This is a genomic window from Variovorax sp. FG153, assembly GCF_057809595.1.
The window spans coordinates 1-24,833 of sequence record NZ_JBMDKG010000039.1; the positions used below are offsets into that span (position 1 = coordinate 1).

The 24,833-nt window shown below is 72.6% G+C and carries 14 protein-coding genes; 3 read left to right on the top strand and 11 right to left on the bottom strand.

What is annotated here, in order from left to right:
* Nucleotides 1-278: 278 nt before the first annotated feature.
* Entirely contained in the window at nucleotides 279-1,922 is a 1,644-nt protein-coding gene (locus tag ACODT0_RS31240) for an LVIVD repeat-containing protein (RefSeq protein ID WP_489043068.1), read from the bottom strand.
* A 270-nt stretch (nucleotides 1,923-2,192) separates the two neighbouring features.
* Between ACODT0_RS31240 and ACODT0_RS31245 the strand changes: the two genes are divergently transcribed.
* Complete coding sequence (locus ACODT0_RS31245; protein WP_261209953.1) at nucleotides 2,193-3,074, top strand: helix-turn-helix transcriptional regulator; 882 nt, start codon at nucleotides 2,193-2,195, stop codon at nucleotides 3,072-3,074.
* 3 nt (nucleotides 3,075-3,077) lie between these two features.
* Here ACODT0_RS31245 and ACODT0_RS31250 read toward each other — a convergent pair whose 3' ends face one another.
* The 9 genes from ACODT0_RS31250 to ACODT0_RS31290 all read right to left on the bottom strand — a co-directional run bounded on the left by ACODT0_RS31250 (nucleotide 3,078) and on the right by ACODT0_RS31290 (nucleotide 21,971).
* Nucleotides 3,078-5,210, bottom strand: coding sequence for an SWIM zinc finger family protein (locus tag ACODT0_RS31250; RefSeq protein WP_489043069.1), 2,133 nt, complete (start codon nucleotides 5,208-5,210; stop codon nucleotides 3,078-3,080).
* Complete coding sequence (locus tag ACODT0_RS31255) at nucleotides 5,207-6,331, bottom strand: VWA domain-containing protein (protein ID WP_057596088.1); 1,125 nt, start codon at nucleotides 6,329-6,331, stop codon at nucleotides 5,207-5,209. The genes ACODT0_RS31250 and ACODT0_RS31255 overlap by 4 nt, the downstream gene beginning before the upstream one ends.
* Complete coding sequence (locus ACODT0_RS31260; RefSeq protein WP_489043070.1) at nucleotides 6,328-8,736, bottom strand: DUF5682 family protein; 2,409 nt, start codon at nucleotides 8,734-8,736, stop codon at nucleotides 6,328-6,330. Before ACODT0_RS31260 ends, ACODT0_RS31255 begins: the two co-directional genes overlap by 4 nt.
* Nucleotides 8,737-8,931: 195 nt before the next feature.
* On the bottom strand, nucleotides 8,932-10,074 hold the full coding sequence (locus ACODT0_RS31265) for an ATP-binding protein (protein WP_489043071.1): 1,143 nt from the start codon (nucleotides 10,072-10,074) through the stop codon (nucleotides 8,932-8,934).
* Between the two features lie 87 nt (nucleotides 10,075-10,161).
* Nucleotides 10,162-13,596, bottom strand: a complete 3,435-nt coding sequence (locus tag ACODT0_RS31270) for a DUF4132 domain-containing protein (protein WP_489043072.1) — start codon at nucleotides 13,594-13,596, stop codon at nucleotides 10,162-10,164.
* Between the two features lie 61 nt (nucleotides 13,597-13,657).
* Complete coding sequence (locus tag ACODT0_RS31275) at nucleotides 13,658-17,935, bottom strand: DUF4132 domain-containing protein (RefSeq protein ID WP_489043073.1); 4,278 nt, start codon at nucleotides 17,933-17,935, stop codon at nucleotides 13,658-13,660.
* Between the two features lie 324 nt (nucleotides 17,936-18,259).
* Nucleotides 18,260-19,081 (bottom strand): SDR family NAD(P)-dependent oxidoreductase, encoded by an 822-nt coding sequence (locus ACODT0_RS31280; RefSeq protein WP_296736001.1) that lies wholly within the window; start codon nucleotides 19,079-19,081, stop codon nucleotides 18,260-18,262.
* A gap of 197 nt (nucleotides 19,082-19,278) precedes the next feature.
* Nucleotides 19,279-21,000, bottom strand: a complete 1,722-nt coding sequence (gene recJ / locus ACODT0_RS31285; RefSeq protein ID WP_489043074.1) for a single-stranded-DNA-specific exonuclease RecJ — start codon at nucleotides 20,998-21,000, stop codon at nucleotides 19,279-19,281.
* Complete coding sequence (locus ACODT0_RS31290; RefSeq protein ID WP_489043075.1) at nucleotides 21,000-21,971, bottom strand: hypothetical protein; 972 nt, start codon at nucleotides 21,969-21,971, stop codon at nucleotides 21,000-21,002. Before ACODT0_RS31290 ends, recJ begins: the two co-directional genes overlap by 1 nt.
* A gap of 107 nt (nucleotides 21,972-22,078) precedes the next feature.
* Between ACODT0_RS31290 and ACODT0_RS31295 the strand changes: the two genes are divergently transcribed.
* Both ACODT0_RS31295 and lolD read left to right on the top strand, forming a co-directional pair.
* Nucleotides 22,079-23,335, top strand: a complete 1,257-nt coding sequence (locus ACODT0_RS31295; RefSeq protein ID WP_489043076.1) for a lipoprotein-releasing ABC transporter permease subunit — start codon at nucleotides 22,079-22,081, stop codon at nucleotides 23,333-23,335.
* Nucleotides 23,328-24,005: a lipoprotein-releasing ABC transporter ATP-binding protein LolD gene (gene lolD / locus ACODT0_RS31300; RefSeq protein WP_261209975.1), complete on the top strand. Its 678-nt coding sequence runs from the start codon at nucleotides 23,328-23,330 to the stop codon at nucleotides 24,003-24,005. The genes ACODT0_RS31295 and lolD overlap by 8 nt, the downstream gene beginning before the upstream one ends.
* 7 nt (nucleotides 24,006-24,012) lie before the next feature.
* Here the strand turns inward: lolD and ACODT0_RS31305 are convergent, their stop codons facing one another.
* Nucleotides 24,013-24,801 carry a sigma-70 family RNA polymerase sigma factor gene (locus ACODT0_RS31305; RefSeq protein ID WP_489043077.1) on the bottom strand — a complete coding sequence of 263 codons (789 nt, stop codon included), beginning with the start codon at nucleotides 24,799-24,801 and terminating at the stop codon, nucleotides 24,013-24,015.
* Nucleotides 24,802-24,833 lie beyond the last annotated feature (32 nt).

Here is a 24,833-nt window from a genome sequence, read left to right on the forward strand (position 1 = left end):
GGCCATCATGGTGGCCACGGCGCGAGGATGTCCCTGGAATCTCATGGTTTGTCTCCTTGATGAACCGGGCACGGCCTTCGCGCATGTGCGCGAAGGACCGGTGGCGCCAGGTCCGGCGGGAGTCTTTGCATGAGCACTTACTGCACTCTTACTGCAATAGCGGAAGGAATAAATGGGGCTGTCTGCTGGCAAGATTCGTTGTCCATTGCGACGAGATGCGATCGAGCGCGAGCGGGGAATGCCATTCCGGGAATTGCATTCCCCGCGTCCCATGGTCTTCAGTTCTGCAAGGTCGAAGGAGTGCTCTGCGCGAAGGGCCAGGTGTTCTTCGCGAACTTCAGCACCAGCAGCCCGTTGTCCTGGCACATGGTCGTGAGCAGGCCGCGATCGAAATCGAAGTCCGCGCGCGAGGCGCACCAGTCGGGTCCGCCGCTGCCGGCCACGGTCAGCTGGCTGTGGAAGGAACCGGCACGCGGCGTGGTCGCGCCCGCGGGGTTGTAGTAGGCGATCTCCTTGGGCCGCGCGGGATTGCGGATGTCGAACACGCGCACGCCCGAGTTGAAGTAGGAGCACGCCAGCGCCGTGCCGTTGTTGCGGTTGTCGACCGAGCAGTAGTGGCTGCCGTAGGTGAAGGTCGACAGGCCCGCGATGTCGGGCAGGACCTTGTCGCAGTTCGCGGGGTCGTGCGTCTCGAGCATCAGCTTCGATACCAGCACGGGCTTGGTCTCGTCGCTGATGTCGTAGATGCGCGCCATCGGGTAGGGCGCCATCTTTGCCTCGCAGGCCAGCTTCACGTTGGCCGTGTCGCTCAGGCCCGCGGCACCGCCTTCGTCGACCATCACCAGGTGCGGCTTGCCCGCGATGGTCACGGGGATGGTGTGCTGCGCCACGCTGCCGTCCTTGAAGGTGGTGGCCGAGATCACCTTCATCTGTGCGTTGGGCACGCGCGCCTGCACCTCGGAGGTGTCGAGGATCAGGAAGCCGTTGCGTGTCTTCGCGTCGGGGTCGAGGAATTCGCCGGGCGCCGGAATGTTCGCGGACACCACGTAGGCGCGCTTGCCGTCCTCGCTGACCGAGAGCCCGTGCGGAATGCCGAGGTCGACGGTCTTCATGTCGAACGAGGACACCATGCGCGGCTTGGTCGAGTTCGTGATGTCGACCGCGTGGTAGCGGCCGGTGGTGATGTCGCCGATGTAGTAGGTCAGCCCGTCGGGCGAGACGTTGCCCTCGTGCCCCTTCGGCTTGTCGGGCGGCACGATGCCGCCGTCCTTGCCGGTGCCGACTTCCATGCTCGCGAGCAGCTGCGGCGTGCGGCAGTCGGCCGAGAGGTCGTAGATGTCGACCTCGGCGCCGCCGAGCACGCCGCCATTGCCGGCGTTGTCGGCCAGCAGCAGCTGGCGCGGCGCGTTCACGCGCAGCGATTCCCACGGGTCGATCATCGCGGCCGTGGTGAGCGACATCGAGCGCCAGGGCTTGGTCGGATCGGTGATGTCGATCACCGGCACGCCGGGATTCACGCGGCCGCGCGGCTTGCCGTCGTAGCCGATCGGATGCGCGGTCGCGTGATAGGCGCAGGTGCGCCCACCGGGATCGCGGAACGACGCCGCCGACCAGTTGCCGCCTTCGCCCTCGAACTGGCCCACCAGCTGCAGGTTGCACGAGAAGCCCTTGAAACCCTGGCGCATCGCCGCGGGCACCTGGCCCTGCAGGGCCGATTCGGGCGTACCGCCTTCGGCGCAGACGGCCTTCGCGACCGTGAGCGGCGGCGGGCCTTCGGGCGGCGGCGGTGGCGCGGGCGGCTCGGCCACGCTGCTGGGCGGCGGCAGGATGGGCAGCACCGCGCCCCCGCCGCTGCCGCCACCGCATGCCATGAGAAGTGCCGTCGCCGAGGCGGCGGCGCCGATGAGTCTTGCGCGTTTCATTCCTGCGTGTCTCCGTTGTTGTGATCCACGCACCGTTCGCGCGGCGCGGGCCGCCGCGCTTCGTTGCGTGTGGGAGAAGTATTCGCGGCAGGGCGTTTCGGCGCTTCCGGGGAATTGCAGGCGCATGCGCGCCGCGCCGGCCCCGCGCGGCGGCGGTGCGGCTTCCGGAAAATTGCAGCGGCGCGGCATCGGCGACCCGTCAGCGCGCTGTAAGTCCGCTCGCAAACCATCGCCGCCCGGAGACATACATACAACCACAAGGACCAGGCCATGGGCGTTCGGCAGCGCGTGCAAGGCCGCGGCCAGCCGGTCGGCATCGACCGCGGCTGCGGCAGGCTTCTCTTCGAGGCCCGCTGGGAAGGCATCGTTCTCGAGCACGAGGCGGCCGATCCGATGGACAACGTCGAGGGCGGCCTGATCCGCCACTGCATCTCGGTCAACCTCGGCGGTCCCACGCGCTTCGAGATGCGCCTGCACGACGAACGCTTCTGGTCCGCGACCGCGCAGCCGCTGGGCATCAGCATCCTGCCGGCCGGCGCGCAGATCAAGGGACGCACCTGGGACCCGTGCGAGGCGCTCACGCTGAGCATCGATCCGCGCCATTTCCAGAGCACCGGTGAGGGCGATGGCGGCGATCGCGCGCTGGTGCCCTGCTGCAATGTGTCGAGTCCGTTGATCGCGCAGCTGCTGCTCGCGCTGCATGCCGATGCGAAGACCGGCCAACCCGAGGGGCCCGGCTATGGCGAGACGCTGCTGATCGCGCTGCTCGCGCACCTGCGGCAGACGCACACGGCCGCGGCCAGCGAGGCGCAGGCCGAGGGCCTGCTGTCGAAGGCCGCGCTCGAGCGCGTCAAGGAGCACATCCGCGGCCGGCTCGAGATCGGCGTGTCGCTCGGCGCGCTGGCCGCGCTGCTCGACATGGATCCCTATGCCTTCCTGCGCGCCTTCAAGCGCAGCACCGGTGTGACGCCGCACCAGTACCTGATCCGCGCGCGCATCGAGCATGCGAAGCAGATGCTGCACCTCACGCGGCTGCCGGTGACCGACATCGCGCTGCGTTGCGGCTTCGCGAGTCCCAGCCACTTCGCCGACACCTTCAAGAAGGTGGAGCGGCGCACGGCGCTCGAGTACCGCAACTGCTGCGCTGTCTAGTCCCTACTGCCCCACGCCCTGCATCCACAGGCTCAGCAGCGCGAGCTGGCTCACCAGCGCGCCGCGCTGCGCCGCGCGCAACTGGCCGAGCACGCCGCGCAGCAGCCTGGCGCTGCGCGCGAGCCCGGCCCGCTCGAGCTGCGCGGCCTGCGTCTCGGCGCGCGAAGCGCCGCCGCCGCCCTGGTGGCGCAGGCCCTGGCGCAGCCACAGCGCGAGCAGGTCGAGCGTGTCGGTGGCGAGCGCGTTGAGCGCGGGCGGCGCCTCGTGCTCGCCCTGCAGCGGCAGCGGTTGCGGCGCGGGTGCCTCGGCCTGCAGCACCACGGCGCGCTGCACGGTCAGCAGGGCCGTCGGCTGCATCACGGGCTCGCCGTCCTGCAGCCGCACGCTGCCGGCCACGGCGCGCAGCGCGCCCCATTCGCCGGCGAGCGCGCGCGCGAGCGCATCGACGGCGCCGGGCGCGGCCGCGCGATGGGGCAGGGCGAGATGCAGCGGCGGGACATCATCGGCAGGCGCGGCCGCGTCCGTGTCGTCCGCCGCGCGCCCGATGCGCGCATGCAGCACCTGCGCCGCCGCATCCCAGTGGCTGGCCAGCACCGCCATGTGCTCGAAGGCCGCCACATGCAGCTGGCCCGAGGCGCCCGCCGCGGCACCGCTCGCCGCCTGGCGCGGCCGCACGAAGTCGGGCGGCGTCTCGCGCAGGTGCGCGACCAGTGCCTGCACGCTCGGCTGCTTGAGCGGCGCGACGAGGTCGTCCCACGACTTCGGCGACAGCGGCATCACGCCGGTCTGGCGCGCGCCGGGCGCGATGTCGATCTGGCCGTTGGCGCGCCGGGTCGCGGTCTTGGTGATGACCTGCCCGCTCGCGAGCTGCCGCAGCGGAAAGCCCGCGACGCGGCGGCCCAGCAGGTTGGCGGGCGTGCCGCCGGCCGTGGCATCGTCGGCGCGCGACCACTGGCGCTCGAGCACGGTCACGGCCTGCGTGTCGGGGTCGGCGAACATCACGCTCGCGCCTTCGCCGCTCTCGTCGGACCAGAGTTCGGCGCCCAGCGACACCAGCCGCAGGTGATCGAGCGCGACCTCGCCCTTCACGCCCACGCCGAGGATCTGGCTCGCGGGCAGCGGCGGCGGTCCGGCCGCGCCGTCGGCATGGGCGGCCGCGCGCAGCCGCGCCCAGAGCTCGGCCATCACGTGCAGCAGGCGCCGCGGATCGAAGCGGCTGCTGCGCGCCTGCTGTGCCTGCAGCAGCATCCAGAGTTCGTCGATGCCATCTTCCACCCAGCGCCAGCCCAGCGCGCGCGCCTGCTCGCGCGCGGCCTCGAAGCGCGCCGCCAGCGCCATCAGCGGCTGGCTCGAGCCATCGAGCCAGAGCGAGAGACTGAGCGCCTCGAGCTGCGCCTGCAGCGCGCGCGCGGCCTCGCCCTGCATCAGCGCTGCGGGGCGGTGGCCGTCGCCGGCCGCGTCGCGGTCGGCCGGCGCGCGCACCTCCACCATGCGCTCGGGCGAGCCCGCGGCCAGCGGCCCGGCCTGGCGGAAGGCCCACAGCGCCACCACCACGTGGGCGCAACCGCTGCCCTGCTTGCAGTCGCAGCGCGCGTGCACCAGCGAGCTGCGCGAGAAGAAGCGCACGCTGCACATCGGCAGCCGCGCGATCGGCGGCGCGCTCGCGCTGCGCCAGGCCTGCACCGCGACCACGGGGCGCGCGGCGGCCAGGCGCTGGGCCTGCTCGATGACGGAGGGCGCGAAGCTCGCGGCGAGCGCGGCATCGTCGAAATGGGCCGGGCTCCATTCGCCGCCCGCGGCCGAGGCGTCGACTTCCTCCGCGGCCGGCGTGGCCGAGGGCGCGGGCGCGGCGCTCGCCGCCTGCGCCTGGTAGGCCAGCACCAGCATCACGCGGTGCCGGCACATGCCGCTGGCCGGACAGCTGCACTGCGCATCGCGCAGGGTGCGGCCCGGCGGCAGGCTGGTGCGCACGCCGTCGTCGAAGCGCGCGCTCACCGTGCCGTCGTCGGCGGTCTCGAGCAGCGGCAGCAGGCCGGCCGCCACGTCCTTCTGCGCGCGCTTCACGAAGCCCGCGTTGGCGAGCGCGGTCAGCGCCTCGGGCGTGAGTTCGAGCAGGTCGCCGCGCACCGCCGTCATGCCTGCACCTTCTCGGCCAGCCAGCCCGCGAGCTGGCCCGGCGTCATGGCGCCGATCTGCGCGCCCTCGCGCACCAGCCGCGCGGCCATCTCGCGGTCGTAGCTGGGCTCGGCCTTCGCATCGAGCGCGGCCAGGCCCAGCACCTTGGCGCCGGCCTCCACCAGCGCCTTCACGCGGCGCACCAGCTCGTAGGGACTGCCGCCTTCGTAGAAGTCGCTGACCAGCACCACGATGGTCTTCGCGGGATTGGCCACCAGCGACTGCGCATAGGCCACGGCCTTCGCGATGTCGGTGCCGCCGCCGAGCTGCACCTTCATCAGCAGCTCGACCGGGTCCGAGACGTCGGCCGTGAGGTCGACCACTGCGGTGTCGAAGGCCACCAGCCGCGTGCGCATGCCGGGCAGTTGCCACAGGCAGGCGGCCATCACCGCGCTGTGGATCACCGAGTCGACCATCGAGCCGCTCTGGTCGATCAGCAGGATGATGTCCCAGGGCTCGGCATGGCGCTTCGTGCGGCTGATGAACACCGGCCGCTCGACGTAGAGCTTGCGCCGCTGCGGGTCGTAGCGGTGCAGGTTGGCCGCCAGTGTCTGCTTGAAGTCGAAGTTGCGCGCCACCTTCATGCGCGAGCGCCGGCGCCGGTCGCGGCTGCCGCTGAAGGCCTGCCGCACCTCGGTCGCGAGCTTCTCCATGATGCGCCGCACCACTTCGGCCACCAGCTTGCGCGCGGCCGCGAGCACCTCGGGGTTCATCAGGTGCTTGGTGTGCAGCACCGCGCGCAGCAGCGACTCCGAAGGCTCGATGCGCTCGAGCACCTCGAGGTTGGTCACCACCTCGTCGATGCCGTAGCGCTCCACCGCGTCCTGCTCGAGCCGCTCGATCACTTCCTTGGGGAACAGCGTGTGGATGGCGTTGATCCAGTCGGGCGTGCTGAGCGCCGAGGGCCCGAGGCCGGCGCTGCGTTCGCCGCGCTCGGCGCGGTCGCCGTCGCGGCCGTAGAGCCAGTCGAGCGCGGCGTCGGCGGCCTGCGCCTCGGCGCTCAGGCCGCCGCAGGCCCGCTCGGCCGGATCACCGAGCAGGAGGCGCCAGCGCTGCAGCGGATCGGGGATGTCGAGGCTCATGGCTGTTCTTCCGTATCCAGGCTCGGCAGGCTCAGGCCCCAGCCGGCCAGGCGCGCGATCGCCGCGTCCTCGGCGGCGCGCGCCGCGGCCAGCGCCTCGGGCGCGGCCTCGCCTTCGTGCCGGGCCGTGAGCGCGCGGCGCGACAGGTGGGTGGCATCGTGCAGCGCCAGCACCTGGTCGGCGAGCCGGCCGCGTTCCTGCGGCGGCAGCCAGGCGAAGGCGGCGCGCAGGCTCGGCATGGCGCGCACGAAGTCGGCGTTGTCCAGCGCCTGCACGGTGCGGTCCATGCCGGCGGCGAAGGCGGGTTCGGACGACAGCGTCTCGCGCGCGAGCGCGAGCAGGCCCGTGAGCGCATCGCCAAGCACTGGCGCGGGCATCGCGTGCAGCAGCTGTATCGCATCGGCCACGCCGGCCTGCGTGGCCTGCGGCACGCGGTGCGCGAGGCTCAGCGTCGCGCCCAGTGCCGCGCCGCGGCTCAGCGGTGCCGCGCCGGCATCGGCCGCCTTGCGCTGCCACACGGCGAGCGCGCGCGCGGGCTCCACGTCGAGCGGTTCGGCCTGCGCGGCGTCCTCGCGGTCGGCCAGCACGTCGGCCACGATGCGGCGCAGCGCGAGGTGGCCCTGCAGGTGCGCGTCGATGTCGGCAGGCGCGATCGCCGCGGGCGGCTCGAGCAGCCACAGCGCGCGGTCGAAGCCGGCCTCGATCGCCACCCGCAGCACCGGCGCGTCGGCCATGCCGAGCAACTGGCCGTGGCGCAGCAGCGTGTGCATCACCGCGAGGGCCGGGCCCATGGCCTCGAAGCGCGGCTCCCGCGCCATCGCCTGCTGCAGCTCGCGCAGCAGCGCGCCGCTGAGTGCCGGCAGGCCGGCCCAGGCGGCCTGGTTGAGGCCCTCGGCCAGCGGGCCGATGCGGCCTTGCGCATGGCGCAGCTCGTCCTCGAGCCGCGCGCGCGCCGCGTCGTGCAGGTTGGCACCCCAGGCGCCGGCCTCGATCAGCGCGGCCTGCTGCTCGAAGGGCTGGCCCAGGGTCCAGACCTCGGTGCGTTCGCCCGACATCGCGAGCTTCGGTCCCTGGCTGCGCACCACGCCGGGCAGGCGCAGCAGCGCGAGCCGGTGCAGCACGCGGCTGCGCGCGCGGTCGGCGGCATCGAGCAGGTCGAGCTTGCGCTGGCCGCGCAGCTCGAGGCCGTGCGCCGCGAGCTCGTCGCGCACCGACTTCACCAGCGGCGGCTGCGGCGTGCCGTCGGCGAGCTGGCCCGCGATGTCGCCGGCCAGCACGTCCATCGCCTGCACCAGCACCGGCGCGGTGCCGGGGCGCATCGGGCCGCGGTAGGTCCAGGGCAGCGGCGCGTCCAGTGCTTCCTTGACCAGCGCGCCGGCCAGCGCGTCGAGCCAGTCGGAGCGCAGCGGCTTCTCGTGGCCGCGCAGCCGCGCCAGGCCCTGCGCGCGCAGGTGCACCGCCATCAGGTCGGCGGTGGAGGCCGGCAGCCTCTTGTCGCGCAGCCGCTGCATCACCTGCTGCAGCGCGCGGTGCGCGGCGCCCTCGGGGCCGAGTTCCCACATCCACTGGTAGTAGGCCGGCGAGGGCATGCCCGAGGCATAGCCCGCGAAGGCGTCGAGCCGCTTGAAGGTGTAGGGCACGAGGTAGGAGCCGTAGCGCACCACGGTGTCTTGGTCGTCGGCATCGGGCGTGTCCTCGACCTCGGGTTCGGGCGTCTCGGGCAGCTGCGCCGGCAGCCCGGGCCACAAGCGCGCGAGCGCGGGCGCGTGGTAGCCGCCGCAGACCACCAGCACCGGCGCGCCGGCCTGCACCGCGGGCTGCGCCATGGCCCAGGCGATCCAGCGCGCCATCATGGCTTCGCGCGCCTGGTTGCCGAGCGAGCCCGGGTCCTCGCCGCGCAGGTGCTCGAAGTAGGTGGACAGCCGCTGCGCGAGTTCGGCGCTGTCGCAGCCGTCCTCGAACAGGTGGTCCCACAGCGCGTCGCGGCCCTGCACCGAGAGCTGCTCGGTCAGCGCGCGCTCGTAGGCCGCGGCGCGTTCCTCGTGCTGGGTGTCGGCCACGTCGGCATAGCGGTTCTCCATGCGCGAGAAGGCGTCGTGCCAGGCCGGCAGGTCGATGAAACGCACTTCGGCGCCGACCTCGCGGCCCACCTGCAGCGCCTGCCATTCGGGCGAGTGCTCGGCGAACGGCGACCACGAGCCGTGGTGCGTCTCGCCGGCCGAGAGGTAGCTGTAGATCGCCACCGGCAGCCGGTGCGGCAGGTAGAGCTCCTTGAGCCGCGCGTTGAAGTCGGCCGGCCCTTCGATCAGCACATGGGCCGGGCGCAGCGCGCGGATGCGCTCGGCCACCAGCCGCGCGCAGGCGGGGCTGTGGTGGCGCACGCCGACGATATGGGGCGCGTTCATCCTTGGCAATCGCGAGCGTCTATGAATGCGGGATCGGACTTCCGGACGCAGAGGACGCGAAGATTTCGCGAAGGTCGCGAAAGGAACAGCCCCAAGAAGTTTTTCATTTCTTCTTTCGCGTTCTTCGCGGAACCTTCGCGTCCTCTGCGTCCGGCTGTTGGTGTTGTTTGCTGGTCGCCCATGGCACAACGCTTCTCAAGGCAGCCGATGGCGTGCTTCGTAGTAGGCGCGCCAGTGCTCGCCGCTGCGCTTGGCGGCCTTCTGCTCGAAGTAGCGGCGCAGCTTGGCGCGGTCGTCGGCGTTGTCCTTGACCACCGTGCCCGCGATGCAGTCGACCAGGTCGGCCGGCGAGCCCTCGCGCTGCTCGAGGAACCAGGCGCGCACGCCCACCGCGTGCGCCACGTTGACCGCCTCGGCGGTCGACATCACGGCCGTGAGCCGGTCCATCGCGGCGTCGCCGCCGCCGCCGTTCTTCTCCGACGAGGCCGGCGCCCCGCGCAGATCGCGGAAGGTCGACACCAGCAGCTCGAGCACCGGCTGCGGCACGGTCTTCGGAATGCCGCTCTGCGCGAGCAGGCGTGCCGACGACTCGCGCACCAGCGCGAGCTCGCGCTCGAAGTCGAGGATCGGGAACACGGTCTCGAAATCGAAGCGGCGCTTGAGCGCGGCGCTCATCTCGTTGACGCCGCGGTCGCGCGTGTTGGCGGTGGCGATGATGTTGAAGCCCTCGCGCGCATAGAGCATGCCGTGCTCGCCCGAGAGCTCGGGCACGGCCATCACGCGGTCGGACAGCATGCCCAGCAGGCAGTCCTGCACCTCGAGCGGCGCGCGCGTGATCTCCTCGAAGCGCACCACCTGGCCCTGCTGCATGCCGATGTACAGCGGCGCCGGCACCATCGCGCGCGGGCTCGGGCCCTCGTTGATCAGCAGCGCGTAGTTCCAGCCGTACTTGATCTGGTCCTCGGTGATCGAGGCGCCGCCCTGGATGGTCAGCGTGGACACGCCCGAGATCGCGGTCGCCAGCAGCTCCGAGAGCATCGACTTCGCGGTGCCCGGCTCGCCCACCAGCATCAGGCCGCGGCCCGTGGCCAGGGTGACCAGCATGCGCTCGATGCTCGCGACCGGCGCCACGATCTTCGGCGCGATGCCCAACTGCGCATCGCCGAGGATGAAGGCGCGCGCGGCCTTCAGGCTCATGGCCCAGCCCGGCGGGCGCGGGTCCTTGCCCTGCGCCTGCAGCTGCGCGATCTGCGCGGCGTACTGGATCTCGGCGGGCGGGCGCTGCAGGGCAGGGGAACCGGTGGATGAGGTGTCTGTCGGCTTGCGGGAGGTGGCCATGGTCGGGATCGGTGTCGGATCTGAAAAGGGGCGCGGGGCGTGTCCGCGCAAACATAGCAGAGCGATAGCGGAACGGTGTAGCGCGCCTCAGCGCGCGCCCAGCGCGTCGATGTCGCGCACCGCCTCGCTGAAGACGATGGGATCGAGTTCGCTGAACGGGTGACCGTGATGCAGCACGTCGAGCGTCTGGTCCTCGCCGGCGCCCGTGTTGTCGAGGCCGGGGCCAAAGCGCAGCGCGAGCGCGCGGCCGCCGCCCAGCCCCTGCCAGGCATGGTCGTAGGCACCGCCGCCGCCGCGCCCGCGCAGCCAGCCGCGCGACTCCAGCGCCCACAGCGGCCCAGGCCGCGCGACGCGGCCCGACCAGCGCGTGAGCGCGGTCAGCGCGCGTTCGTCCTCGCGCGGCGCATGCACGGCGCGGTGCAGCTGCTCGAAGGGCTGGATCAGCTCGTAGTCGGCGAACTGCTGCGCGAAGGCGGCGATCTGCGCGGCACTCAGCTGCAGCGGATGGGCGACGACGATGCGCGTGGCGGTGCCGTCGTCGAGTGTCTGTGGCACTTCATCGGCATCGACCCATTCGCCTTCGGCGCTCACGCGGAAGGCGACGCGCAGCAGCGTCAGACCGCGCGCGTCGCGCCCGCCCTCGGTCACGCCCCACACCAGCCGCTCGGCCAGGTGGCGCATCAGCGGATGCCCGGCGATGAAGCGGCGGAAGTCTTCCACCGGCCAGCCGCGGCCCGCGCGCATCGCGCGTTCCAGCCGCAGCGGCTGCTGGGCCGCGACGGTGGCGGCATCCTGCTTGAGCGCCTTGAAGCGTTCCGCGGCCGCGGCCGCGCGTTCGGCATCGTCGCTCGCGCGCGGGCGCGGTGCCGTGGCCAGGCGCGGACCGGGCCGGCCCTCGACCGATTCGCGCACGAAGGGCACCAGCGCCTCGTCGAAGCCGACATGGAACTGGCGCGGCCCGAAGTCCAGCAGCAGGCCGCCGCGTTCGTCCAGGCCGAGGTCGGGCGCGATCCGGTCCTCGAGTTCGTCGCCGCTCAGGCCGCGTTCGGCCGCGGCCTGCGCCAGCTTCTCGGCGGCCGACTGGCGCACCGTGGCGATGCGGTTCTTGCGCGCGATCGCGTCGAGCTGCATCAGCGCGACGTCGCTGCCCAGCCGCGCCAGCGCCTCGAGCACCCAGCCGATGCGCGTGGCGGTGCCGCCGGCGCCGGGCGCGCTCCAGCGCCGCACGAGGGCGCCGAGCCGGCGCGCCGTGTCGTCGGTGCCGATGAGGCCGAGCGCGCGCAGCGCCCAGTTGCCGGGCGCGCCGGCGCCCGCGGCCTCCCACGATTCGCAGACGTCCCAGCCGAAGTCGGCCAGGCTCTGGGGCTCGCAGGCGGCGCGCACGGCGTCCAGGCCCGCATAGCCCTGCGGCAGGTCGGCCGCGAAGCTCAGCATCAGGCCCAGCGGCTGCAGCGCCTCGTCGGGCAGCGCGAGGCCATCGTCGCGCAGCCGCGGCTTGCGCCAGCCGGCCGGTTGCCAGAAGGCCGGGAGCTTGCTGCGCGCGTTGATGCGCGACGGGAAGTCGCGCAACGGGTCTTCGGCCAGCAGCGCATCGACGGCGGCTGTCACGGCCGGATCGTCGTGGCGGCGCGCGATGGCGCGCAGCGCTTCGGCCTGTCCCAGCGCGGCCATGGCGCGCAGCGCGGCGCGGGCCTGCTGGCGCGCCTCGCCCTCGGCACCCAGCGCGGCGGGCAGCAGGCCGGCGGCCGCATGCGGCGCGAAGCGCACCAGCCACTGGCGCGCGTGCGCGCGGCGTGTCGGCCGGCGCGCGAGCGCCTGCGCCATGAAGGGCGCGAGCTGCGTGGCGCCGATGAAGCGCGCGACGAAATACTCGTCGCCGTCGTTGGCCAGCGCCTGCAGCAGCCCCGGCAGCGCGGCGCTGCCGAAGCGCGCCACGAAGCCACCGGCGCGCGGCGCTTCCTTGCCGCTGCCCACGGCATTCCAGAACGCCAGCCCGGTGGCCGGCGGCAGGAACCAGGCGGACTGCACCGCGATGAAGGCGCCGTACTGGCGGCGGTCGGGCGCGGCATCGTCGTGCACGCGTTGCCAGTCGGCGATGAAGCGCTCGAGTTCCTGCGGCGGCTGCGTGTGCAGCGCGGCGACGCGCTCCGGCGTCCATTCGCGCAGCCGCTCGCCGATGGCGCGCTCGGCCTCCATCGGCTGGCGGTAGACATAGGGCGTGTCGCGGTCGATCCAGTCCTGGCGGACCTCGTCGCCCCAGTCCTCCTCGGGCGGCACCTCGAGCACGGGCAGGCCGGCCAGCACCAGCGGCGGCGCCGCATCGGCGGCGCGCCGCGCCCAGGGCGGGTCGGCGAGCACCGCGGGCCAGCGCGCGCGTTCGGCGAAGGCCTCGGGTGCCGCGCCGGCCTGGTCGGCAACCGCGCCGAGCTGGCGCCGCACGGCGGCCGGCAGCGCCGGCAACAGCGCGGGCAGGCGCTCGCCGAGCGTGCCGGCCAGGGTCTTGAGCTGCGGCACCAGGCGCGCGGCGCCGGCCTTGGGCAGGCCGCCGTCCTCGAGCACCTTCGCGAGCGCGAGGAAGCAGCGCTCGGGCCGTTCGCCCGCGACCCAGCCCAGCGCCTTGGCACAGGCGGCATCGGCGGCGGTCATGCGCACCAGCGCCTCGGTGGCCTCGGGCGTGTCGAAGGCGGCCAGCGTCCAGGCCACGGCCACGCTGCGCTGGCGCGCGCCGAGGTCCAGCAGCAGCGGCAGCATCGCCTCGCCGTGTTCGCGCAGCAGCAGCGCGAGCAGCGACGGCTGGTCGAGCAGCCGCGTGCCGTCGCCCGCCACCTCGGCCAGCGGCAGGCCGGCGGCCCAGCGCAGCCAGGGACCGCAGCGCTCGAGCTGCTCGGGCGTGGCCTGGTCGAACAGCTGCCGCGCGAGCGGGCGCCATTCGGGCAGCGCGATCGCGAAGCGGGCGCGCGCGGCCAGCGGCAGTTGCGGGTCGAGCGCGCGCAGCCGCTCGATGCAGGCGGCGCGCGTCGCGGCGTCGGCCGCCATCCAGTGGCCGCGGAACTGCCACAGCGAACTCGCGGGCTGGCCCCAGAAGGAATGGGCGCCATCGTCGGGCGGCGCATCCTGGCGCAGCGGCTTGTGGCCGATGCGTTCGCGGCGCCAGCGCGCCGCATGCAGCAGCGCGTCGAAGGCGGTGCCGAGACCGTGCTGCAGCACCAGCCAGTGCACCAGCGCCTCGGCCGGTTCGTCGCGGCCGGTGTAGGCCTGCTCGCGGAAGCGCGCGATCATCAGGCCCAGCAGCCGCGTGTCGGCCGCGTCCATCGCGGCCTCGAGCCAGCCGCGCGTGGCGGGCGAGCGCACTTCGAAGGGCTCGGGCAGCAGCGCGTCGATCAGGTACTCGCTGCACTTGTCGAGCACGCGCTTGCGCAGCGTCGGCAAGGTCGAGGCCTTGGGCGGCGGCTTCGCGCCGGGCTCGCCGGGCGGCAGTGCGTTCTGGAGTTCGGGTGGCAGCACGAGCGGCGCGGCGCTCATTCGAAGACCTTCGTGCTTCGCACTGCGGTGCGAGCTTGCTTGGGGCGGCCCGGCGTGGCGCTCATGCTCGCAACCCTTCCATGTCGCGGATCAGCTCGCTGGCCGAGATCGGATCGAGCCGGTCCAGCGTCTCGGCGTTCTGCATGTTGCCCCAGCCCGAGGGCTTGCCGACCTGCACCTCGCCGAGCTTCTGCTCGGGGTACTCGTCGACCATGCCGACGATGATGCCGGGGTCGAGGTAGAGCTCGATCACGCGGCTCGGGCCCAGCGGCTTGGTGAAGTACCAGATGCCGCCGCCGTCCTGTGCCTCGCCGCGGCGCCAGCCCTTGTTGACCAGGCCCAGCACGCGGCCGGTGGGCACGGTGGCGTCCTTCCAGCGCTCGAGCTTCTGGCTCTTCTTCTCGTCCTCGGTCAGCACGTAGGTGTCGCGGCCGATCTGCGCGAAGGGCTGCAGCAGCTCGTAGTCGGCGAACACCTGGCCGAAGGCGCCAGCGTCGGCCGGCGAGAGCTCGAGCGCGTGCGGCACGCCGATGCGGATGTCCTCGCCGGTGGGCAGCTCGAAGGGATCGTCCTCGGCGGTGGTCAGGCTGCCGTCCTCGGCCACGCGGAAGCACGCCAGCAGTTCGCCGCCGTAGCTGGCCTCGCCCTGCACGCGGTAGGCGCCCCAGATCAGCCGCTGCACCAGGTGGCGCACCAGCGGATGCTCGACCAGGAAGGTGCGGAACACCTCGGGCGTCCAGCGCCGGCGTGCGCACATCGCGACCTCGAGCCGCAGCAACTGCTGGCTCGCGATGGTGCGCACGTCCTTCTTGAGCAGCTTGAAGCGCTCGACCGCTTCCTTGCTCTTCTCGGCGTCGTCGGTCTTCTTGGGCTTGGGCAGGTCGGACAGGCGCGCGCCGTCGACGCCGTCGGCGCGTTCGCGCACATAGGGCTTGAGCGCCTCGTCGAAACCGACCTTGAAGCTGCGCGGGCCGAAGTCCAGCAGCAAGGTGCCCTGTTCGTCGAGGCCGAGGTCGGGCGCGAGCCGGTCCTCGAGCTCCTCGGTCGAAAGGCCGCGCGCTTCGGCGATCGCGTCGATCTTCTCGCGCGCGCGGTCCTGCAGGCCCTTGAACTTCACCTTCTGCGCGATGCCGTTGAGCAGCATCAGCGCCACGTCGGAGCCGATGCCGGCCAGCACGTCGAGGCCGGTGACGGCGCGCGCATGCGCGGCCTCGCCGGGCCAGGCGCGGATGAAGGGCGTGAGCCGGCGCGCCGTGTCGTCGTTGCCGAGCAGGCCCAGCACGGTGAGCGCCCAGCCTTCCTTGCTCGGGCCGCCGGCCTCGAGCCAGGCGCTGAACGCATCCCAGGCGAAGTCGGCCAGCGACTCGGGCGCGCAGGCCTCCTTGACCACCGCGATGCCGCCGTAGACCTCCTCGTTGGTCGGGAAGGTGAACATCTGGCCCAGGTGGTCGAGCGCCTCGTCGGGCAGCGCCTTGCCGTTGCGCAGCACCGGCCGGCGCCAGCCGCGCGGCTGCCAGAACTCGGGCAGCTTCGCGCGCTTGGTGGGGAAGCGGTCGAGCGGGCTCTCCTCGAGCACGGCGCGCAGCGCCTGCACCACCTCGTCCTTGCCGTAGCGGCCGGCCACTTCGAGCAGCAGCTCGGCATGGCCCTCGGACTGCAGCAGGCGCAGCGCCGCGCCCGCCACGTCGCGCGCCTCGCCGGCCTTGCCGAGCGCGGGCGCGATCAGGCCGCAGGCCGCGTGCTCGGGGTACTTGAGCAGCCAGTCGCGGCCGGCCTGGCGCACGGTCTTGAGCTTGGCGAAGGCGCGCGCGGCCGGTGCCGCGAGTTCCACCGCACCGTAGTTCAGCGCCAGCTGCAGGTTCTCGCCGGGCTTGGCGCGCACCACCGACAGCAGCCCCGGCAGCGCGGGCAGGCCGAAGTTCGCCATCACGAAGTCGGCGCCCTGGGTCTCGGCCTGGCCCGCCACCGCGTTCCAGAACGGCACGCCGAGCTCGGGCGGCAGCAGCGCCGCATAGCGCGCGTCGAACCAGAAGAAGTAGTAGCGCTCCTGCTTGCGCGCGGCCAGCATGCCGCGCCAGGCGGCGATCAGCTTGCCCGCATCGCCCGTGCGGATGCCTTCGCGCGCGGTGTCGAGGATCGGGTCGCGCAGGCTCGCGAGCAGTTCCTTCTCGCGCGCCTCGCCGCGCTGGTGGATGTCCTGCAGCACCGCGGCGTCGGGCGAGTCCTCGGCCTCGTAGGCGGCCTGCATCAGCTTCACCTGCTCCTCGTGCGCGAGCTTGCTGGCCTTGCTTTCGAAGCCCAGCTCCTTGAGCATCACCTGCACGTCGTTGCGCGCGCTCGCGAAGCGGTTGACCTGCCACGAGGTGCCGGGCCGCTGCGCCTCCTCGCGCGCGCCCGGTGCCCATTGCTCGACCGGCGCCAGCGCGAGCGGCTCGAGTGCCAGCACCGCGGCCGCCTTCTTCTGCACCTTGGCGAGCCAGGGCGGCGAGGCCAGCACGCCGGGCAGCTCGCTCGTTTCGGCGACCTCGCTCGGGCCCGACAGCAGCGCGAGCTGGCGATCGATCGCGCCCTGCGCGCCGGCATCGAGCCAGGGCCTGAGGCCGTCGACCAGGCCGCCATGCGCGCGCAGCAGCCGCGTGAGGCTGGGCGTGAGCAGGCCCGCGTCCTTGCCGCCGGCGGCCACCAGCCGCGCCAGCGCGACGATGGCGGCCTGCGGCCAGCGGTCCACCGCGAGCGACAGCCGCGCCAGTGCCGCCTTCGAGCCGCTCGCGACCTTGGCGAGCGCCGCCACTGCCTCGGGCGTGCCGATGGCCGCGAGCGTCTCGCCCGCGTGTTCCTCGGCCGCGCCGCGCTCGAGCAGCGCCACGGCCTCGGTGCCGCGTTCCAGCAGCGCCGTGGCCGTCATCTTGTAGTGGCCCCAGAAGCCGCTCGAATAGCTGAGCCGCACCTTGGCGGCCTGCGCGGCGGCGGCGGCATCGGTGATGGTCAGCAGCAGCCAGTGCAAGGTCTCGCCGCTGTCCTTCTCGCCGGCCAGCCGCAGCGCGAGCGCGTTCGAGAGTTCGGGGCGTTCGGGCAGCAGCAGCGCCGCCAGCGGCTGGCGGCTCGGGTGCAGCGAGGGCAGCGCGGCCTCGATCAGGTCGGCGCACTGCTGCCACTCGGCTTCGGTCGCGGTCGAGAGCTGCTCGCGCAGCACCTCCTCGGCATCGCCCACGGCGCCGTACCAGCCGTGGTTGACCGCGTGGCCGGGGTTGCTCGAGAAATGGCTGCGCCACTTCTTGGCTTTCTGGTCGTAGCTGCCTTCCACCTGCAGGCGCAGCGCCGACAGGTAGACCTCGATCGCGCCGGCCAGTCCGTACTGCGCGACCAGGTACTGGATCAGGAACACCACCGAGCCGGCCTTGTCGCGGCGCGTGTTGTGGTCCATGAAGGCCAGCAGCAGCGCATCGGCCTCGGCATCGGGCGCGGGCGTGGCGGGCTTGTCGCGCGCGAGCATGCGCTCGGCCGCGGGCCGCAGCGCGGCATCGGTCGCGGCCAGGTCCAGCGGCAGCTCGAGGTCGTTGCAGGCGCGGATCCAGGCCTGCGCCAGGTCGAGCACCGGACGGGTCGAGGGAAAGCGCCGCGAGGCATAGGCGAACTCGCGCGTCTGCGCCGTGATGCGCAGCGGCGCGCCCTGCGCGAGCCAGGGCGGTGCGCCTTCGGCCACGGGCTGGGCGGGCGTCTCGCCGTGCGCGGCCACTGTGCGTTGCGCGAGCTCGCGCGCCGCATCCTGCGCCTTCTCGCGCACCTCGGCGGTGGTGCCCCAGCCCGACAGCAGGCCATGGGACTTGAGCTCCTCGAAGGCCATCGTGGCGCCTTGCTCGCTCACGCCGTACTGGCGCTTGAGCGCGGCGGCCGAGAACTTGTCGCCGCTCTTGACGCTGCCGTCCTCGATCGCTGCGCGCACGGCCTCGACGACGCGCTCGCACTGGCTGTCGAGGCTTTCGCTCGCGACGGGCGGCGGTGCCGGCGTGGCGGGTGCGGGCGCGGATGCGGTGACCTTCGCCGCTGCCTCCACGGGTGCGCTTGCAGGTGCCTCGGCAGGCGGTTCCGCCTTCGGCCTGGCCTCGGTCTTGCCGATGCTCGCATCGGCGCTCACGCCGACTTCCTTGTAGCCCTTGCCGGTCTTCTCGCTCACCAGCTTGGTCAGCGCGGTGGCGGTCTTCGCGGCATCGGCGAAGGACTTGGTCTGGCTCTGGCCCGCGGTGCCGATGCGGCCCCAGCGGATGTTGAGATCGTTCTCCGCCTGTTCCACTTCCCAGAACTTGCTGGCGGTACCCTCGATCAGTTCAAAACGGCGCATGGAAAGAAAATCCTCCTGGGGTTCGTCGGTGAGCGGACATCGAGAAGCGTTGCCGTACGCAAGCCTGAGGGCAGGATAGGCGCGCCATGTGAACGCCGCGTGCCAGCGGCGCATCGAAGGGCGCGGGGGTTCAAGACGCAGGCGCCCGATGGGCACCCGGCAGTCGCATGCTGCGCGCCGGAGCGATCGGGAAAGGACAACGCATGGGCGCGATCATGCCCGCGCGGCACGCTCGCGTGCACCTCCAAAAGTCGCAAGGCTACGTAGGGCGTCGGGAATGTACGAAGAAGGTCTGCGGTTCGCGCGCCGACGCCTCGAAAAAGCTCAAGAAGGCGCGTGCGCGCTGCCCGGCTCCGCGATCCTGCGATGCTGCTCGGCCAGCGCGGGCGAGGGCATCACGCGCGACAGCGCCACCTGCATCTTGTTGCGCCAGCCCGCGATCACGCCGCTCTCGCCCTTCATCAGCGCCTCGAAGCCTTCCCTCGCCACCTCGGCCGGATCGGCCTTGTCGGACTGCTGGCCCACGCGCGTGTCGAGCATGTCGGCGCGTGCGAAGAAGTGGGTGTCGGTCACGCCGGGCATCAGGCAGGTCACGGTCACGCCCGTGTCCTTGAGCTCGTTGCGCAGCGCCATCGCGAAGGAATCGATGAAGGCCTTGGTGCCGTTGTAGACCGCCTGGAACGCGCCGGGCTGGAAGCCCGCGATCGAGCCCGTGATGAGGATGCGGCCCTGGCCGCGCTCGCGCATCGCGCGGCCCACGCGCTGCACCAGGTAGAGCGTGCCGGTCACGTTGGTGTTGATCACGTGCTGCACGTCGTGGAACTCCTGGTCGAGGAAGCCATGGCCCAGGCCGTGGCCCGCGTTGGCGAACAGCACGTCGATCGGCCGGTCCTCGCAGGCCGCGAGCAGCGCATCGACGCCGTCGCGCGTGGCGAAGTCCTCGCGCACCGCGAACACGCGCGCGCCCATCGCGCGCAGCTCGGCCTCGGCCTGGGCCAGCGATTCGTCGGCGCCGATCAGCAGGTCGTAGCCATGTTCGGCCGCGCGCCGCGCGAGCTGGTAGCCGATGCCCGAGGAGGCGCCGGTCACCAGCGCGAGCGGTCGGCGTTCGGCGCCGGGGAACACGTCGGGGGAGGGTGTCTGCATGCCGGTCTCCTGCGTTGCACCGCGTGGACGCTGCCGGAAATCGGCCGTGGCGCGCCGTGCATGGAGACCAGCGTAGAAGCGCCGCGTGCCTTCCATGTAGGAATGTGTACCGAGCGCGCGCCCGCCGAGGCGGGACGGCGCATGCAATTGCTTGCAGCGGAAACCCCGGCGTAACCTGTGGCCGGGGCTCGAAGGCTTCAGATCTCCGCGCCCTCGACCAGGAAGCGCACGCGCCGCACGCCCTGCCATTCGTCGGCATCGAGCCGGAATGCCAGCTTCACGCGCGGCGGCAGCGGGTCGGTGTGGCCGAACCAGATGCCGTCGATGGGCTGGCCCTGGTGGCGCAGCTTGAGCGCGAGATGCCGTTCGCCGACCAGCCGCTGCGACACCACCTCGACCTCCTCGCTGAAGGTGGGCGGCGCGAAGCCCTGGCCCCAGACCTCGCGGTGCAGGGTGTCGATCAGGTCCACGCGCAAATACTCGCGCGAGATCGGGCCGTCGGTGTCGATGCGGCGCGTGAGCGTGGCGGCATCGAGCCATTCGTCGGCCACCTGCGCGAGCGCGCGCTCGAAGGTCTGGAACTGCTCGCGCGCGACCGTGCAGCCGGCCGCCATCGCATGGCCGCCGAAGCGCAGCAGCACGCCCGGATGCCGCTTGGCGACAAGGTCCAGCGCATCGCGCAGGTGGAAGCCCGGGATCGAGCGGCCCGAGCCCTTGAGCTCGTGCTCCTTGCCGGGCGCGCCGCTGGCCGCGAACACGAAGGTGGGCCGGTGGAAGCGCTCCTTGATGCGCGAGGCCACGATGCCGACCACGCCCTCGTGGAAGTCGGCGTCGAACACGCTGATGGCCGCGGGCACGGTCTCGGTGCCTTCGCCGTCGACCGTGAACAGCGACTCGGCCAAGAGCAGCGCCTGGTCGCGCATGCCGCCCTCGATGTCGCGCCGCTCGCGGTTGATGCCGTCGAGCAGGCGCGCGAGCTCGTCGGCGCGCGCGGCATCCTCGGTCAGCAGGCATTCGATGCCCAGCGTCATGTCGGCCAGCCGGCCGGCCGCATTGATGCGCGGGCCGAGCGCGAAGCCGAAGTCGAAGGTGGTGGCCGCGGCGGCCACGCGGCCCGCGGCCTTGAACAGCGCCGACACGCCCGCGGGCATGGCACCCGCGCGGATGCGGCGCAGGCCCTGCGCCACCAGCCGTCGGTTGTTGGCGTCGAGCTTCACCACGTCGGCCACGGTGCCCAGCGCCACCAGCGGCAGCAGCGCGTCGAGCTTGGGCTGCGTGGCCACGTCGAACACGCCGCGCCGGCGCAGCTCGGAGCGCAGCGCGAGCAGCACGTAGAACATCACGCCGACGCCGGCGATGCACTTGCTCTCGAAGCCGCAGTCGGGATGGTTGGGATTCACCAGCACGTCGGCCACCGGCAGCTCGGGGCCGGGCAGGTGGTGGTCGGTCACCAGCACCTGCAGGCCGCGCGCCTTGGCCGCGGCCACGCCGTCGACGCTGGCGATGCCGTTGTCGACCGTGATCAGCATGTCGGCGCCACTCGCGGCCACGCGTTCGGCGATCGGCGGCGTGAGGCCGTAGCCGTCGACCACGCGGTCGGGCACGAGGTAGCTCACGTTCTTCGCGCCCAGCAGGCGCAGGCCGCGCACGCCGACCGCGCAGGCGGTGGCACCGTCGCAGTCGTAGTCGGCCACGATGCACAGGCGCCGGTCGGCGGCCATCGCGTCGGCCAGCAGCACCGCGGCGTCCTGCGTGCCGCGCAGGGTGTCGGGCGGCAGCAGGCGCGCCAGGCCGTCGTCGAGCTCGTCCTTGGCGCTGACGCCGCGCGCGGCGAACAGCCGGGCCAGCAGCGGATGCACGCCGGCCTGCTCGAGCACCCAGGCGCTGCGCGGGGGAATGTCGCGGGGATGGATCTTCATCAGAGCGCCTCCAGCACGGCGGCGGCGCGCGGCCGGTCGAACAGGCTGCGGGCCCAGCCCACGAAGCCGCGCGGCTGGATCTCGTGGCGCTGCGCCGTGCGGTCGCCGCACAGCGTGATCGTGACCGGAGCGCCCGCGTTGTACTGGTCGAGCAGCGCGGCGATGGGGCCGGCGTCGAGCGCCTGCCAGGCCTCGGCCCAGCCGATGCCGTCGTCGTGCAGCGCGGCGGTGCGCAGCGAATCGTCGACCTGCGGCGCGGGGCCTTCGGGACCGATGGCACCGGCCGCGAGCGCGCCGGTGCCGCTGAGCCAGAAGGAGTTGATCGGCGGCGCGCCGCGCGCGGCGCGGTCGTCGTTCACGCGCTGGGTGTAGAGCAGCATCTGCATCTCGTTCTGGAGCCGGCGCAGCGGCCGCGCGGCATCGGCCAGCGGCGACCATTGCGAGATCGGATGGCCCACGGCGCGGTCGATGGCGGCGGTGGCGAGGTCCTGGAAGATCGGCGCGCGCGCGAGCCAGCGGCCGGGGCGCGCGGACGGATGCAGCGCGATGCCGTCCTCCTCGAAGAAGGGGCGCGCCGCGGCCAGCAGCGCGGCCGACTCCTCGGCGTCGATCTCGATCGCCGAGGGATCGCCGAGCACCACGTCGTCGATGCCGACCTGCCAGTGGCACAGCGTGACCAGGCCCCAGGCGGCGGTGTCGTCCGCCGCGGCGGTGCCGTTGCGGCGCGCCTCGAGCGCGGCCCAGGGGATGCAGCCGTCGGCCGCGGCGATGCCGAGCGCGCGCGCCAGGGCGCGTTCGTGCGGCGGGGAGCGGGTGCTTTCGTCCTGCGTGTCGGTGGCCGTGACGGCGAGCCGGCCGAGCAGGGCCTCGAGCTTGGGCAACCTTAAGGTTGGGAGGGCTGCGCGGCAGGACGGGGAACCGCGGCCGGCAAAGGGAATCAGGAGATGACGGGCGGGAGCGGGTTCGGCCATGGGCCTATTGTCCGGGATGCCACAATTCCGCCCGCCTTCCTCTTCGTCTTCACCCTTTTTCCCATGAACCGACCCATGCCGTCGCCCCGAGCGCCGCAGGAGACCTGATGCGACTCCCCTACGAACTGCAGCTCGGCTGGCGCTACACGCGCGCGGGCCGCGCGACCCGGCGCAACGGCTTCATCTCGTTCATCTCGGGCGTCTCGATGCTCGGCATCGCGCTCGGCGTGGCCGCGCTGATCATCGTGCTGAGCGTGATGAACGGCTTCCAGAAGGAAGTGCGCGACCGCATGCTGGGCGTGGTCTCGCACATCGAGATCATCTCGCGCGACGGCCAGGCCCTGCCCGAGCTCGACACCATCATGGCGGCCGCGCGCAAGTACCCCGAGGTGGTCGGCGCGGCGCCCTTCATCGCGACCCAGGCGCTGATCGCGCGCGGCGAGGACATGAAGGGCACGCTGGTGCGCGGCATCGAGCCCAGGCTCGAGCCCGAGGTCACCGACATCGCGGCCGCCGCGGCCAAGGGCACGCTCGACAAGCTGGTGCCCGGCGAGTTCGGCATCGTGCTGGGCGGCGAGTTGGCGCGCTCGCTGTTCGTGCAGCCCGGCGACCAGGTCACGCTGGTGGCGCCGGGTGGCCAGGTCACGCCGGCCGGCGTGGTCCCGCGCTTGAAGCAGTTCACCGTGGTCGGCACCTTCGACTCGGGCCACTACGAATACGACTCGGCGCTGGCCCTGATCAACGAGCAGGACGCGGCGCGCGTGTTCCGGCTCGAGGGCCCGACCGGCATCCGCATCCGCCTGAAGGACCTCAACCAGGCGCGCGACGTGGCCGACGAGATGGCCGTCTCGCTGCCGGGCCAGTTCCTGATCCGCGACTGGACGCGCCAGAACAAGACCTGGTTCGCGGCCGTGCAGGTCGAGAAACGCATGATGTTCATCATCCTCACGCTGATCGTGGCGGTGGCCGCGTTCAACCTGGTGTCGACGCTGGTGATGACGGTGACCGACAAGCGCGCCGACATCGCGATCCTGCGCACCCTGGGCAGCTCGCCGCGCAGCATCATGGGCATCTTCGTGGTGCAGGGCGCGATGGTGGGCGTGATCGGCACCGTGGCCGGGCTGCTGCTGGGCCTGGGCATCGCCTACAACATCGACGTGATCGTGCCCTTCCTCGAGCAGCTGTTCCATGCGAGCTTCCTGCCCAAGGACATCTACCTGATCAGCAAGATGCCCAGCGACCCGCAGCGCAGCGACATCATGCCGATCGCGATCATCTCCCTGGTGCTGGCCTTCCTGGCCACGCTGTATCCGAGCTGGCGCGCCAGCCGCGTCAACCCCGCCGAGGCGCTGCGCTATGAGTGAAGTGGTCCTGAAGGCCCGTGGCCTCACCAAGCGTTTCCACGAAGGGCGCCTCGACCTGACCGTGCTGCACGGCATCGACCTCGACGTGAATGCCGGCGAGACGCTGGCCATCGTCGGCGCCTCGGGCTCGGGCAAGAGCACGCTGCTGCACCTGATGGGCGGACTCGATTCGCCGACCTCGGGCAATGTCGAGCTGCTCGGCAAGGACATCGCGCATGCCGACCCCGCCGAGCAGGGCCGGCTGCGCAACCTGCACCTGGGCTTCGTCTACCAGTTCCATCACCTGCTGCCCGAGTTCAGCGCGCTCGACAACGTGGCGATGCCGCTGAAGATCCGCCGCGTCGACCCGGCCACGGCCGCGCAGTCGGCGACGAAGATCCTCCAGAGCGTGGGCCTGGGCGAGCGGCTGCACCACCGGCCGGCCGAGCTGTCGGGCGGCGAGCGCCAGCGCGTGGCGATCGCGCGCGCGCTGGTCACGCAGCCGGCCTGCGTGCTGGCCGACGAGCCCACCGGCAACCTCGACCGCGGCACCGCCGACACCGTGTTCGAGCTGATGCTCGACCTCGCGCGCCGCCATGGCACGGCCTTCGTGATGGTCACGCACGACCAGGACCTGGCGCGGCGCTGCGACCGGGTGCTGCAGCTGGTGGCGGGGCGGCTGGCGGGCTGAGCCCGTCCTAGAGCGGCAGCGCTTCCGCTTCTTCCCGCGCTGCCTGCCGCGCCTCCAGCGGCAGCACGCACAACAGCTTCCCGCCCAGCGTCAGCACCAGCCCGAGCCGGCCGCCGATCTGCACCACCTGGCAGGCCGCGCGCGGCGAGCCCGAGGCCGAGCCCGGGATCGGCGCGGCATGGGCCGACAGCCCGATCGCCCGCGCCGGCGGCTGGCGCAGCATCGCGAACAGCAGCCGCGCATCGGCATCTCGCAGCGCCTGCTGGTAGAGCGGGAAGACGGCGTTGCGTCCGGTGCTGTCGGGCGCCTTCTCGCGGGGCTCGCGCAGCCGCAGCAGCGCGCGGTGCATCTGCTGGCGCCAGGCCGCCTCGGTCCGGCCCGTGGCCTCGGCCAGTTCCTTGAAGCTGACTTCGAACACCTCGCGCAGCAGCACCGCGGCGCCATCGGCGGGGCTCAGCCGATCGGCCAGGAGGCGCAGGGCCTGCCCGGTCTCTTCGGCGCGCGCGGCCTCGGTTTCGGCCGATTCCGCCGTCTCCGGCGTCGCGCCTGCCTCGTCGAGCCAGCGTCGCATCCAGCCCTCGCGCCGCCGGCGGTCGATCGCGAGGTGCTGCATCACCGTCGTGAGCCAGGCCTGGACGGTGTCGATGCCGGCGTGTTCGCCGGTCTCGAGCGCGCGCAGGTAGCTGTCCTGCACCAGGTCCTCGGCCTGCGCCGTGCCGCCGGCCAGCCGCGCCGCCGCGCGCACCAGACGACCGCGCAGGGCCGGAAATTGCGAGAGATAGCGTTCGTCGAGCATCGGCGCAGCTTGCCACGGCCGGCGATGTCACG